The following is a 13,118-nucleotide window of genomic DNA, read 5'->3' as shown; positions in this document are numbered from 1 at the left end:
TATCGGCCAGTACCCAACCAACAGGAGCGTGTGTGTCTGCGGAAAGCGCCGGAATCTTGCCCCGAACTCCAGGGCTGGCCTACGTTGGTCTGGTCCTGACGCCTCTGTTCTGGGCCGGCAATGCCGTTGTCGCCCGGGGCACGGTTGAGAACATCCCGCCCCTGTCCATGTCCTTCTGGCGCTGGATCATTGCACTCGCCATTCTGTTGCCCTTCGGGTTTCCGGGTGTCTGGCGCCACCGCCAGGTTATTCGCCAGCGTTTCGGGTCCATGCTTGCCCTGGCGACCTTCAGCGTGGCGGCCTTCAACTCGTTACTCTACTTCGCGGCGACCACCACCACGGCCACCAACATCGCCCTGATCAACGCCACCATTCCGATCTTCGTGGCACTGCTGGCCTGGATTCTGCTCGGCGACCGGACCCGCCCCATCCAGGCCCTCGGTATCGCCCTGGCCATCATCGGGATTATCACCGTAGTGGCCCGGGGCGACATTGCGGTACTCACCGGCCTGCAGGCGCAGCCGGGGGACCTGATCATGGTGGCGGCGGTCTTCAGTTGGGGGCTGTTTTCGGTCCTGCTGCGACGCCAGGCGGTGCCGCTGCCGGCCCTGACCTTTCTGACTACCCAGATACTTCTGGGTACCCTGGTGATACTGCCTTTTTACCTGACCGATCTGTTTTTCTTCGCAGGTGGTTTCGATCTGTCGCGGGACACAGCCCTGCCCCTGCTGTATTTCGCCATTTTCCCGGGCATTCTGGCCTACGGTTTCTGGAATCACGGTGTGCATAAAATCGGCCCGGCCCGGGCGGCCATCTTCATGTACCTGACGCCGGTCTTCGCCTCCGTGCTGGCGGGTGTCTTTCTGGGGGAGTCCCTCGGGGTGTTTCATATCATCGGTGGTCTGCTGATTCTCGCCGGACTGCTACTGGCAACTCAGACCGGCAAACGTGCGAACTACCGGATCAAAGAACAGCAAGCAAAAGGAGACAACCATGACTGAATCCATCCGACGCTTTCGCAGCCTTCTCTTTCTGGTGCTGCTGATGCCTGGCCTCTCACTTCCGGCTGCCGCTAAGCCCTGTGATCCGGAGCAGGCCAAGTGGGTGCCTACCCGCTACTACCCGGCAGGCACTGTGGTATTTCATCAGGGAAACTGGTTTGAATCCCGTGAACTGCACGAAGGGCAGGAACCGGGAACGGCATTTAACTGGAAGCGGCTCGATTCGGTTCCGGACTGTGGCGCCAAAAGCGACAACGCCGGCGGCAAGTCCGGCGCCCGCGTCGACACTGATGCAAGCATGTCAGAAACCGGCAACAGTGAGCGGTCGACTGCCCAGAGCCGTAACCCGGCTCAGGAGCCGTGCGAACAACCCGAGCCATGGCTGTTCTCCCGAAGTTACACCGTCGGCAGCCTGACCCGCCACGGTGGCAAGATCTGGGAGGCAATCCGGCCCACCAGTGGCGACCTGCCCGGCATAGCCGAACCACCCCACTGGAAACCGGTGCAAAATCACTGCTCCATGAAGGATCAGTGATCCGGTCCGAGGTTCCCGAGTGCGGTTTCGATTCGATCAAGAACCTCTTCAAGCACGGCTCTGGGGCAGCCGATGTTGAGCCGCATGAAGCCGCTGCCCTGATCACCAAACGATACCCCGGGATTCATGCCGATACCGGCGTCCCGGACAAAAAACCGCTTCAGGCCGGCATCGTCCAGATCCAGCCCGCGGCAATCCAGCCACATCAGGTAGGTTCCCTCGGGAGCCGATACCCGAATGCCCGGCAGCCGTTGGCTGACCGCCTCCACCACATAATCCCGGTTTGCCTGAAGGTATGCCATCAGATCATCCAGCCAGGGACCGCCGTGGCGATAACCGGCTTCGAAGCCGGCGATGCTGAACGGGTTGCACTGGGGCAGATGCATGGACGCGAACACGGCTTTCATGGCGCTGCGCCGGTCCGAATCGGGGATCACCAGCGCGGACAGCCCCAGGCCGGGCATATTGAAAGTCTTGCTGGGTGCCACCGCCATCACCAGGGCATCCTCCGGCCCGGCCAGGTTGGCCAACATGGTGTGGCGGGGCTTGTCCCGATAGGTCAGGTCGCAGTGAATCTCATCCGAGACCACCACCAGCTGGTGCCGTCGGGCAATGGCGAGCACGGCCCTGAGCTCGTCATCAGACCAAACCCGCCCGACCGGGTTGTGGGGTGAACACAGCAACAGGATACGGGCATCCGGTCGCGCGGCGCACTGTTCAAGGTGGTCCAGATCCATCCGGTAATGGCCGGGGTCACCGGTGTCAGGGTCTTCCGGCACCAGGGGGTTCTCGATCACCTTCCGGCCACTGTGCCGGATCGAACTGAAAAACGGCGGATACACCGGTGGCTGGATGATGACACCCTCGCCCGGCCCGGCATAGGCCATGCAGGCCGCGTTCAGGGACGGGACCACACCGGGTGCCATCAGGATCCATTGCCGCTGGATCTGCCAGCCGTGTCGGTCGGCGAACCAGTCGATCATGGACCGATAAAGACTGTCCGGGAACAGTGTGTAACCATACACCGGGTGTGCAGCCCGCTCGCTAAGCGCCCGGGTAACAGCCTCAGGAGCGGCAAAGTCCATGTCGGCAACCCACACCGGAATAACGTCATCGCGGCCAAACACCGCCCTACGGGCATCAAATTTGACCGAACAGGTGTGTTCCCGGAAAACAGGCTGATCAAAGGGACTGGACACAGGGACTCTCCGCAGCAGATTAAGAATCTCAGGCCGGTATTCTGGTGGGCCTGGCCGGCCACCGCAACCTGGTCCGCTCACACCATGTTGCCTCCGGCTTTGGTCGAACGTTTGCGATTAATGCTTGCCCAACCGGCTCGATACTTGCGAACCTAACGGATTATTCATTCACTATCTCTCTTACGCCTGTCGGAGCCTGTTCAATGATCGGCCAGATTCTGTCCACCATGTTGCCGGTTTTCCTGATCGCCGGTTGCGGTGCCCTTTATGGCCGTTACCGCACCCCGGATATCCAGGGACTCAACGTTCTCAACATGGAACTGTTCGTGCCCATGCTGGTGTTTGCGGTGCTGGCGGACCAGAAGGCCCCCCTGCAGGACTATGCCCAGCTGGCGCTGGCGGCCACAGTGGTGGTGCTTGGTTCGGGTATCGTGCTGTATCCGCTGGCAAAGGTTCTGAAGCTGAACCTGAAAACCTTCCTGCCTCCCATGATGTTCAACAATTCCGGCAACATGGGCATTCCCCTGCTGGTGCTGGCCTTTGGTGATGCGGCCCTGCCAGCGGCGATTGTGCTGTTCGTCGTGGAAATGCTGCTGCACTTCTCTGTCGGTCTGTACATACTGGACCACCATGCCTCCATTGTGAAACGCCTGAAACTGCCAATCGTACTCGCCAGTGTGGCCGGGCTCTCGGTGAATCTTGCCGCCGTTCCCCTGCCGGGGTGGCTGCTGGAGACACTGAACATGCTTGGGGGTGTCAGTATTCCGCTGATGCTGTTTGCTCTGGGCGTCCGTATGCTGGATGTGGACTTCAGCGACTGGAAACTGGGCATGCTCGGTGCAATCGCCTGCCCGGCCAGTGGCCTGCTGCTGGCCTGGCCCATGATCGCCATCCTCGACCTGCCGGGGATGCAGGTCGCGGCGCTGTGGGTATTCGCCGCCCTGCCACCGGCGGTACTGAACTACATAGTGGCTGAACAATATCGCCAGGAGCCACATAAGGTGGCTTCACTGGTATTATTGAGTAATCTTGGTAGTCTCGTTGTGATGCCCGTGGTGCTCGGGCTGGTGTTCGCAGCCGGTTACATCTGACCACCGGATCAAGTCAGCCCTGTTTCGTTAAGGAAGGACCCCATGTCTGAAACCGTCGCGGTCGTGCGTGCCGCCCGCCCCAACTTTCTGGTGCTCGCCCCCCTGTGTGCGGGCCTCGGTGTGGCACTGGCCTGGCAACAGGGCGAGCCACCGGCGTTACTGGATACCCTTCTGGTTCTGGTCGGCGCCCTGCTCGCCCACGCGGCGGTCAACCTGCTCAATGAATACGAGGACTTTGTTTCCGGGCTGGATCTGATCACCCGGCGCACGCCTTTTTCCGGCGGCAGCGGGGCGCTTCCAGAGGTTCCCACCGCCGCAAAACGCGTGTTGCTGACGGCCCTCGGCACGCTGGCCGTGGTGATAGCAATCGGCCTGTACTTTCTCTGGCTCCGGGGGCTGACCATGCTGGTGCTCGGGGCCGCGGGCGTGGTGCTGGTACTGACTTACACCCGCTGGATTACCCGCTCGCCCATCCTCTGCCTGCTGGCCCCGGGGCTTGGATTCGGGCCGGTAATGATTCTGGGCAGTCTGATTGCCCTGGGTGCCCGCCTTGACGCTGCGGCCATTGCAGTGTCTGCCATCAGCTTGCTGCTGGTCAGCGAGCTACTGCTGATCAATCAGATACCGGATGCCGAAGCAGACCGGAAAGTCGGGCGCCGACACCTGGTGATAACCCTGGGCCAGCCTGCCGCCGCCAGACTGGTGGGCATTCTGCTGCTGGGAAGTTACGGCGTTCTGGGGGCCGGCATACTGGTAGGCTGGTTGCCGGTATGGGCCACCATCGCACTCGTTCCGGCGCCTGCAGCTCTGTGGGTCAGCCTCAGGCTGCCGGGCGCCCTGGCGGATCCTCCGCGGCTTAATTCTGTTCTTGGAATGAACGTGGCGGTGCTGCTGGCCACACTGGCATTACTGATCTTTGGCCTCAGCTTTTAAGGCCGATCATACGAACCAAACCCTGCGCCCGCCGGCTCTCCTTGCAACTGCAGGAACTTTGACCGATGGTTAGAAGCACGTTCTGGCTGATTGAATTCACGATACGGAGGTCTGCCCCATGAGTGTTCTGTTCCTGCTGATCAGTGCCCTGATACTGATTTATCTGGGTATCGGCGGCACCACAGCTGCTTTGGTGATGTCCATTGCCACAGTTATCGGTCTGTTTCAGGATGACTGGCACATTCTCAGCATCCTTTTCGGTGGCGCTCTGCTGGCCCTGGCCCTGATTCTGGCGGTTCCCGGCGATTTACGGCTCGACAAGCTCAGCCGACCGCTGCTTGGCTGGGTTCGCAGCCGCCTGCCAAAGCTCTCGGATACCGAAGCCGAAGCCCTGAAATCCGGCTCTGTGGACTGGGACGGCGAACTCTTCTCCGGCAACCCCAAATGGAACAAACTGCTGGACGCCAAACCGGCACACCTCACCAGCGACGAGCAGGCCTTTCTGGATGGCCCGGTGGAAAAGCTCTGCGCCATGCTGGACGATTGGAAAATTACCCACGAACAGTACGACCTGCCGGACAAGGTCTGGAAATTCATCCGGGAAAAGGGTTTTTTCGGCCTGGTGATCCCGAAAGAGGACGGTGGCCTGGGTTTCTCCAACACCGCCCACTCGGAAATCGTGATGAAAATCTCCACCCGCAGTGTGTCGGCCGCCGTCACCGTGATGGTGCCCAATTCGCTGGGCCCCGGCGAGCTGCTGATGCACTACGGCACCGATGAGCAGAAAAAGCACTACCTGCCAAGACTGGCCGGCGGCGACGAGATTCCGTGCTTTGCCCTGACCTCGCCGGTGGCCGGCTCCGATGCAGGCGCCATTCCGGACAAGGGCATCGTCTGCACGGGTGAATGGAACGGCAAGGAAGTACTGGGCCTGAAGGTCACCTGGAACAAGCGCTATATTACCCTGGCACCGGTGGCCACACTGATTGGCCTGGCCATCAAGGTCTATGACCCGGACAAGCTGCTCGGCGATAATGATGAGATCGGTGTGACCTGCGTGCTGGTCCCGCGGGAGACCGAGGGCGTCAATGCCGGCGCCCGCCACCTGCCCATGAACACCGTGTTCATGAACGGGCCAACCTGGGGCAGCGATGTCTTCATTCCCATGGACCAGGTCATCGGCGGCCAGGACATGCTCGGCAAGGGCTGGACCATGCTGCTGGAGTGCCTCTCCATCGGCCGTTCCATCTCCCTGCCCGCCCTGGGCACCGGCGCCGGCAAGGTGGCCAGCCTTGCCACCGGGTCCTACGCTTACACCCGGGAGCAGTTCGGCCGTTCCATCAGCCAGTTTGAGGGCGTACAGGAAGCCCTGGAGCCAATTGCCGGCTACACTTACATGATGGACGCGGCCCGGCTGCTCACTTCCGGTATGCTCGACCGGGGGGGCAGGCCCTCCGTGCCCTCGGCCGTGCTGAAGTACCGCAACACCGACCTGATGCGGGAAGTGATCAACCACGCCATGGATGTTGTGGCGGGCCGGGGCGTGATCACCGGCCCGCGCAATTTCCTGGCCCGGGCCTACCAGGCGGTGCCCATTGGCATCACCGTGGAGGGCGCCAACATCCTCACCCGCAGCCTGATGATCTTCGGCCAGGGCTCCATCCGCTGCCATCCCTTTATCGTGGAGGAAATCGAAGCGGCCGGCATGGAGGATGAAGACAAGGCCGCGAAGACATTCGACGGCATTTTCTACCGCCACCTGGCCCATACCACCCGCAACGCCCTGCGGGCCTTGCTGCTGGGCCTGACCCGGGGCTGGATCGAATCGGTGCCGCGCCAGGGTGATATCAAGCCCTGCTACCGGCAACTGGCCCGGTTCTCGGCCGCATTCGCGCTGATGACCGACGTGACCCTGCTGACGGTAGGTGGCGGCCTCAAGGCCCGGCAACGGCTCTCAGGCCGCATGGCAGACTGCCTGGTACACCTGTACTACGCCACTGCCGTGATCAAACAATGGCACGAGGAGGGCTACCCGGATGACCAGCGACCACTGGTGGAATGGTGCCTGAAAACCTGCCTGCGGGATCTTCAGGGTTCCATGCGCGAAGCCATCATCAACTTCCCGGTTCCGGCCCTGCGCTGGCCACTGCGCCTGCTGGTATTCCCGTTGGGCGCCACCGGGCTCAATGGTCCGGACGACAAGCTCGGCGCCAGAGTGGCTGAAAGTATTGTGAAGGACACCCCCGTGCGTCAGCGGATCAGCCGTGGCGCCTACACCACCATGGACCCGGAAGATCCCCTGGGGCGGGTACTCAATGCCTACAGACTGGCCAACGAGACCGCAGAGATGCGCAGCCGGCTGCATGAAGCAATCCGCAACCGGAACGAAGACGAACTGGATGGCATCGCCCTGCTGATGGGCCACCAACGCAAGGAACTGGTGGACTGGGCCTGCGCCGAGGGCGTCGTCAAGGCGGATGAGTGCGACAAGCTGCTGGAGGCGCTGACGGCGCTCTATGACGTTATCCGTGTAGATGCCTTCGATGGTGATGGCCTTAAGGCCCTGTCCCGTTGTGCCAAGGGCAAACGCAAGGTCGTTGAGCGCCCCGCCCGGGAGTGAGTCCAGTCTCTGCCTGCCGGGCCGCTCTCACGGCCCGGCCACTTCACTCTGATCTTATCTCCTTGCAGAACTGGCGCAATTCCCCAGCCGGGATTCCCCGCCAGTGTCCTCGAATAGGTAAAAGTGCATAATCCACTTTTATACAACGCTTCGTAGTTATAAAATAGAGATTAGTTATTCTTTTTTAGAATATAAACATATTCTGGCGGGTTATATGGAACTCCATTTCGACCAGGTGACCAAAAGCTTTGGCGACCTGAACGTGATCAAACAGTTCGACACCACCATCCAAACCGGAGAAATAGTGGCGCTCGTTGGCCCGTCCGGCTGCGGCAAGTCCACCCTGCTGCACATGGTCGCGGGCTTGCAGGGTGCCTCTACCGGTACGCTGACGGCCGATGGCAAAAGCGTCTCGAACCCCTCACCGGAGCGGACCCTGGTGTTTCAGGAACACGCTCTCTACCCGTGGATGACGCTGCTCGAGAACGTGGCTCTGGCCCTGGAATTCCAGAACCAGCCAAAGCAGGCCGCCCGGGAAGATGCCCACAAATGGCTGGGCCGGGTAAAACTCACCGGTTTCGAGGACTATTACCCGCACCAGGTGTCCGGTGGCATGCGCCAGCGTTGTGCCCTGGCGCGGGCCTTCATTGCCCGGCCCCAGGTGCTGCTGCTGGATGAACCGTTTGGCGCCCTCGATGCCCTCACACGGATGACCCTGCAAAGCGTGCTGAAAGACCTGATCGAGGAAGAGCGTCCGACGGTGGTCCTGGTCACCCACGATGTCGACGAAGCCCTGTACCTGGCCGACCGGGTGCTGGTGTTCAGCAACCGCCCAGCCGTTGTGCTCAAGGAAATTACCCTGGGCCACATTCCCAAAACCCACGACCTGTCAGCATTCGCCGATATCCGTCGCGACGTTCTGAACCTGCTCGGTATCGACACCGACACAACCTCAACCCCTGTTGAGAAAGGAGAAACTGTATGATCCGCTGGTTAGTTACGGCTGCCCTGGCACTGGTGATCGCCAGTCCGGTTAATGCGGCAGAAGAATTCCGGGTCGGTTACGTCCGGGTTATGGACGATGCCCAGGCCATGCTGGCCTATGAGGCCGGGCTGTATGAGAAGTACGGCCTGGATGCCAGACTGATCGAATTCAGCTCCGGCACCGACCTGATCAAGGGCATCGTGGGCGGCCAGCTCGATATTGGTGTGCTTGGTTTCTCCAACGCCTTTACCTGGGCGTCCCGCGGGGCGGACCTGAAAATCGTTGGTGGCGCCCAGCGCGGCTACCACTCCCTGCTGGTGCGTGACGATTCCGGCATTGAATCGGTGGCGGACCTGAAAGGCAAAAACCTGGCTTCCCAGAAGCAGGGCAGCACCGCCGACATCGTGCTCAAAGGCGTGATGCTCGACAACGCCGGCCTCCAGCCCGGTGATCTGAACATCATGGGTGTGGCACCGGCTGTCGCCGTTCAGTCCCTGGTTGGCGGCCGGGTGGATGCGGCCTTCCTGTTCGAGCCCTACGACCGTATTGCCCGGCTGGTGGCGCCGGTCAAGCAGATCTATGAAATCGGCGAAGTCTGGCCGTTCCCGTGCATGGTGGTCATCACCTCCGCCGACACCCTGAAGAACCGGAAAGACGTTCTCTGGGCGGCGCTGGATGCCCAGCGCGAGGCCATTGACATGCTTGAAAGCGAACCCGCGACAGCGGCGCCGCTGATCACCGAGTATTTCATCAAGGATGAGTTCGTCGAATCACGCAACCAGGGCAAGGTTCCTGCCGTGGACGTCATTGCCCAGGCCATCCAGACCAATGATTTCAGCGCGAAACTGACCGGGGACGACATCAACCGGATGAAGGAACTGGCCGGCATCATGCAGGCCCAGGGCATTCTTCCGGCAGACAGCGATTTCGACGTTGACTCGCTGCTCGATCTGTCCTGGCAGAAGGCCCGTGAGCTTTAAGCATGAGTACTAATCAAACCGCCGGCGTCGCCAGCAAACGGGCCTATGTGGTCGCCATCGCCGTCATTCTGTTCTTCTGGCAGGTGGCCGCCTGGTTCCTGCCGGACTTCCTGATGCCGGACGTTCCCGCCGCCTTTGTCCGTCTGTGGGAAGAGTTCAACAACCCGACCTTCTGGGAAGGGCTGGGCAACAGCATGACCCGCCTGGGTGCCGGTTACGGCTCCGCAATCGTGCTCGGCATCCTGATCGGGCTGGTGGGCGGCACCCTGAACGCGGTTCGCAGCCCACTGAAAGCCGCCATCATCATTCTGCAGTCGATTCCCTCCATTGCCTGGGTGCCGCTGTTCCTGATCCTGATGGGATTCGGCAACCTGCCGATCATCGTGGTGGTGGCCATTGGTGCCTTTTTCCCCACCGCTCTGAGCGTGATGAACGCCACCGAGAGCGTGGAAAAAGTGCATATCTCCGCCGCCCGGGTGATGGGCGCTTCGAAGCTGCAGATGCTCAAGCGGGTCTATTTCCCGGCGGTGACACCGGAACTGATCACCGGCGCTCAACTGGCCTTCGGCAACGCCTGGCGGGCATTGATTTCCGCCGAAATGATCGTCGGTTTCAGTGCCGGCCTGGGCAAATCCCTGGCCTACTCCGGCGAAATCGCCGACATGACCGGTGTAATGACCAACATTCTGGTCATCGCGGTGCTGGCTGCGGTGATCGACCAGGTCGTCCTCGAACGCATCAAGCACCGGCTGCTGCGCTACCAGTATCTGTAAAACCGGTTTCCGCTCTCCGGGAGGCGCCCTGCCTCCCCCTCTTTTCTTGACAGACTCCACACTCCCCGACTATTACTGAATGTCAGTTCAATTGGCAGTATCTGCAACCTTTTCAGAAAAATTTTGAATAACCAATAATAACGAACCTACGGCGCACCCGTCGCCGACTTGAACCGAAAGGGGTGTATTTCCGTGAACGACCAGGCTGCGGGCGAACAGACAACGCCTTCCCCGATCATCCTCGAAACCCGGAATTTGCAAAAGGATTTCAAGGGCTTTACCGCCATCAACAACGTCAGCGTAAAAGTGGAGACGGGGAGCATCCATGCCCTCATTGGCCCCAACGGTGCCGGCAAAACCACTTTTTTCAACCTGCTGACCCAGTTTCTCAGGCCCAGTGCGGGCCAGATCATCTACGACGGTAAAGACATCACCCACTCCCGGCCCGCTGGCATCGCCCAGCAAGGCATGATTCGCTCGTTCCAGATCTCGGCGGTGTTTCCGCACCTGTCTGCCCGGGAAAATGTACGCATTGCCCTGCAGCGCACACTGGGGGTTTCTTACCAGTTCTGGCGTTCCAAGCGGGTGCTGGACCAACTGAATGAAGAAGCCCAGGCAACCCTGGAGCTGGTGGAGCTTGGCGCCTATGCCGACACCAGGGCGGTCGAGCTGCCTTACGGCCAGAAGCGGGCCCTGGAAATTGCCACCACTATTGCTCTGAAGCCCCGGCTGATGCTGCTGGACGAGCCCACCCAGGGCATGAGTTCCGAGGATGTGGGTACGGTCACCGATCTGATCAGACGAGTGGTCGAGGGCCGGACCATTGTGATGGTAGAGCACAACCTGAATGTGGTCGCCACCCTGGCCGACACCATCACCGTGCTTAACCGGGGCGAGGTACTGGCGGAAGGTGATTACGACACCGTCTCCACCAACCCAGCCGTGATGGAAGCGTACATGGGGACCACCGATGCCGCCTGATCAACGCCCGGAGTTACTCCGAATCGAGAACCTGCACGCCTGGTACGGCGAGTCCCACATTCTCCACGGCATGAACCTGACGCTGCACGAAGGCGAGGTGATTACGCTGCTGGGCCGTAACGGGTCCGGGCGCACCACCACCCTGAAGGCCATTCTGGGCCTGGTGGGCCGTCGCACCGGTTCTATCAAAATCCATGGCACTGAAATCATCGACATGCCCACACACCGGATTGCCCATGTCGGCAAGCTCGGCTATTGCCCGGAAGAGCGTGGTATTTTTGCTTCACTCAATGTCGACGAAAACCTGGAACTGCCCCCGATGGTCGCCGAGGGTGGCCTGTCGGTGGATGACATCTACACCATGTTCCCGAACCTCAGGGAGCGGCGGAAAAGCCAGGGCTCCAAGCTCTCCGGGGGTGAACAGCAGATGCTGGCCATTGCCCGCATCCTGCGCACCGGTGCCAACCTGCTGTTGCTGGACGAAATTACCGAGGGGCTTGCTCCGGTGATCCTGAGAGCCCTGGATGATGTCATTCGCAAACTGAGGGAAAAGGGCTTCACGATCATTTTGGTGGAGCAGAATTTCCGCTTTGCCGCGCCTCTGGCCGATCGACACTATGTGATCGAGCATGGTCAGGTGGTAGAGCAGATTGATGCGGCCGATCTCGAGGCCAAAAAAGAGCAGTTGAACAGACACCTGAGTGTCTGAGCCTGTGGGCCTGGACCGCCTTCGCCGGTCCGACCCGGAATCTAATAACAAAAGGATACCCACTATGTTCAAGCACTGGAAACAAGGACTGGTCGGCGCTGTGACTGCAGCAACACTAACTTTGCCGCTAACCGCAGCCGGAGCTTTGTCTGACGACAAGGTCAAAATCGGTGTACTCAGTGACATGTCCGGGGTCTACAAGTCCCTGGAGGGCCCGGGCGCCGTTATCGCGGCCCAAATGGCCATCGAAGACTTCGGTGGCTCGGTTATGGGCAAACCAATCGAAATCATCTCTGCTGATCACCAGAACAAGCCCGACATCGGCGCCAGTACTGCCCGGGAATGGATCGACGCCAAGGAAGTCGACATGATCACCGCCCTCGACAACTCCTCGGTGGCCCTGTCGGTTCAGGGACTGGCCAAGGACAAGAAGATCATCACCATGAACACCGGCGCCGGCACCACGGCCCTCACCGAGGAGCAGTGCACGCCCTACGGCATTCACTATGTCTACGACACCCACGCGTTACCCGTGGGCACGGCCACGGCCATGGTCAAGAACGGCGGTAAGAGCTGGTTTTTTATCACCGCTGACTATGCCTTCGGCCACTCCCTGCGGGACAACACCGGCGCGGTAGTGGAGAGCCTGGGCGGTGAAGTGGTTGGCAACGTCAACGCGCCGCTGTCCACCAACGACTTCTCCTCCTATCTGCTGCAGGCGCAATCATCCGGTGCCGATGTCATCGGGCTTGCCAACGCGGGCCAGGACACCGTGAACGCCATCAAACAGGCCAACCAGTTCAGGATCGTCCAGAGTGGCCAGAAACTGGCTGGCATGCTGGTATTTCTAACCGATGTGCACAGTATGGGTCTCGACATTGCCCAGGGCCTGCAGTTCACCACCGCGTTTGTCTGGAACCAGAACGACGAAACCAAAGCGTGGTCCAATCGATTCAATGAGCGCCATGGTGCCATGCCAACGATGGTCCAGGCGGGTGTCTATTCGGCGGTGACCAACTACCTGAACGCGGTTAAGGAGACCGGAACGGACGATACCGACACGGTTCGCGCCAAGTTGGGGGAAATGACCCTGAACGACATGTTCGTGAAGGGCGGAAAAATCGCACCCAACGGCTCCATGCTGCACGACATGTACCTGGTGGAAGTGAAGAAACCGTCGGAATCGAAAAGTGAGTGGGACTTGCTGAACGTGATCTCAAAGATTCCCGCCGACCAGGCCTACATCTCGATGGCAGACACCAAATGTTCGCTGGTTAACTAACACACGGTTTGACCACCACTTAAAGAGGA

12 protein-coding genes are annotated in these 13,118 nt (G+C 60.4%); 11 read left to right on the top strand and 1 reads right to left on the bottom strand.

Annotation, left to right across the window (positions count from 1 at the left end):
- Positions 1–32 precede the first annotated feature (32 nt).
- Positions 33–1,001: a DMT family transporter gene (locus tag D0851_RS13070; protein WP_117619027.1), complete on the top strand. Its 969-nt coding sequence runs from the start codon at positions 33–35 to the stop codon at positions 999–1,001.
- Positions 994–1,536 (top strand): carbohydrate-binding protein, encoded by a 543-nt coding sequence (locus D0851_RS13065; RefSeq protein WP_117619026.1) that lies wholly within the window; start codon positions 994–996, stop codon positions 1,534–1,536. The genes D0851_RS13070 and D0851_RS13065 overlap by 8 nt, the downstream gene beginning before the upstream one ends.
- On the opposite strand, the gene D0851_RS13060 is transcribed toward D0851_RS13065, so the two are convergent.
- Positions 1,530–2,735 carry a MalY/PatB family protein gene (locus D0851_RS13060; RefSeq protein WP_117619025.1) on the bottom strand — a complete coding sequence of 402 codons (1,206 nt, stop codon included), beginning with the start codon at positions 2,733–2,735 and terminating at the stop codon, positions 1,530–1,532. The genes D0851_RS13065 and D0851_RS13060 overlap by 7 nt on opposite strands.
- Before the next feature lie 203 nt (positions 2,736–2,938).
- Here D0851_RS13060 and D0851_RS13055 point away from each other — a divergent pair, with 203 nt between their 5' ends.
- From D0851_RS13055 to D0851_RS13015, 9 genes are all read left to right on the top strand, one after another.
- Positions 2,939–3,826, top strand: coding sequence for an AEC family transporter (locus D0851_RS13055; protein ID WP_117619024.1), 888 nt, complete (start codon positions 2,939–2,941; stop codon positions 3,824–3,826).
- A 42-nt stretch (positions 3,827–3,868) separates the two neighbouring features.
- Complete coding sequence (locus tag D0851_RS13050) at positions 3,869–4,759, top strand: prenyltransferase (protein ID WP_117619023.1); 891 nt, start codon at positions 3,869–3,871, stop codon at positions 4,757–4,759.
- Between the two features lie 118 nt (positions 4,760–4,877).
- On the top strand, positions 4,878–7,379 hold the full coding sequence (locus tag D0851_RS13045) for an acyl-CoA dehydrogenase (RefSeq protein WP_117619022.1): 2,502 nt from the start codon (positions 4,878–4,880) through the stop codon (positions 7,377–7,379).
- Between the two features lie 214 nt (positions 7,380–7,593).
- Positions 7,594–8,364: an ABC transporter ATP-binding protein gene (locus D0851_RS13040; protein ID WP_117619021.1), complete on the top strand. Its 771-nt coding sequence runs from the start codon at positions 7,594–7,596 to the stop codon at positions 8,362–8,364.
- Entirely contained in the window at positions 8,361–9,344 is a 984-nt protein-coding gene (locus tag D0851_RS13035; protein WP_117619020.1) for an ABC transporter substrate-binding protein, read from the top strand. Before D0851_RS13040 ends, D0851_RS13035 begins: the two co-directional genes overlap by 4 nt.
- A gap of 2 nt (positions 9,345–9,346) precedes the next feature.
- Positions 9,347–10,117 (top strand): ABC transporter permease, encoded by a 771-nt coding sequence (locus D0851_RS13030; protein WP_117619019.1) that lies wholly within the window; start codon positions 9,347–9,349, stop codon positions 10,115–10,117.
- A gap of 192 nt (positions 10,118–10,309) precedes the next feature.
- A complete protein-coding gene (locus tag D0851_RS13025; RefSeq protein WP_205422204.1) occupies positions 10,310–11,098 on the top strand; it encodes an ABC transporter ATP-binding protein in 789 nt (262 codons plus the stop codon).
- A complete protein-coding gene (locus tag D0851_RS13020; protein ID WP_117619018.1) occupies positions 11,088–11,807 on the top strand; it encodes an ABC transporter ATP-binding protein in 720 nt (239 codons plus the stop codon). The genes D0851_RS13025 and D0851_RS13020 overlap by 11 nt, the downstream gene beginning before the upstream one ends.
- 64 nt (positions 11,808–11,871) lie before the next feature.
- Positions 11,872–13,089 carry an ABC transporter substrate-binding protein gene (locus D0851_RS13015; protein ID WP_117619017.1) on the top strand — a complete coding sequence of 406 codons (1,218 nt, stop codon included), beginning with the start codon at positions 11,872–11,874 and terminating at the stop codon, positions 13,087–13,089.
- The last annotated feature ends 29 nt before the right edge of the window (positions 13,090–13,118 follow it).

It is taken from the genome of Marinobacter sp. Arc7-DN-1 (assembly GCF_003441595.1).
GTDB lineage: Bacteria > Pseudomonadota > Gammaproteobacteria > Pseudomonadales > Oleiphilaceae > Marinobacter > Marinobacter metalliresistant.
This window is presented reverse-complemented; position numbering and strand designations above follow the sequence as displayed.

Excerpts from the sequence above, each read along its gene's own strand:
- D0851_RS13020 (WP_117619018.1), top strand. The coding sequence starts at position 11,088 with ATGCCGCCTGATCAACGCCCGGAGTTACTCCGAATCGAGAACCTGCAC.
- D0851_RS13040 (WP_117619021.1), top strand. The coding sequence starts at position 7,594 with ATGGAACTCCATTTCGACCAGGTGACCAAAAGCTTTGGCGACCTGAAC.
- D0851_RS13045 (WP_117619022.1), top strand. The coding sequence starts at position 4,878 with ATGAGTGTTCTGTTCCTGCTGATCAGTGCCCTGATACTGATTTATCTG.
- D0851_RS13050 (WP_117619023.1), top strand. The coding sequence starts at position 3,869 with ATGTCTGAAACCGTCGCGGTCGTGCGTGCCGCCCGCCCCAACTTTCTG.
- D0851_RS13015 (WP_117619017.1), top strand. The coding sequence starts at position 11,872 with ATGTTCAAGCACTGGAAACAAGGACTGGTCGGCGCTGTGACTGCAGCA.
- D0851_RS13035 (WP_117619020.1), top strand. The coding sequence starts at position 8,361 with ATGATCCGCTGGTTAGTTACGGCTGCCCTGGCACTGGTGATCGCCAGT.
- D0851_RS13065 (WP_117619026.1), top strand. The coding sequence starts at position 994 with ATGACTGAATCCATCCGACGCTTTCGCAGCCTTCTCTTTCTGGTGCTG.
- D0851_RS13055 (WP_117619024.1), top strand. The coding sequence starts at position 2,939 with ATGATCGGCCAGATTCTGTCCACCATGTTGCCGGTTTTCCTGATCGCC.
- D0851_RS13030 (WP_117619019.1), top strand. The coding sequence starts at position 9,347 with ATGAGTACTAATCAAACCGCCGGCGTCGCCAGCAAACGGGCCTATGTG.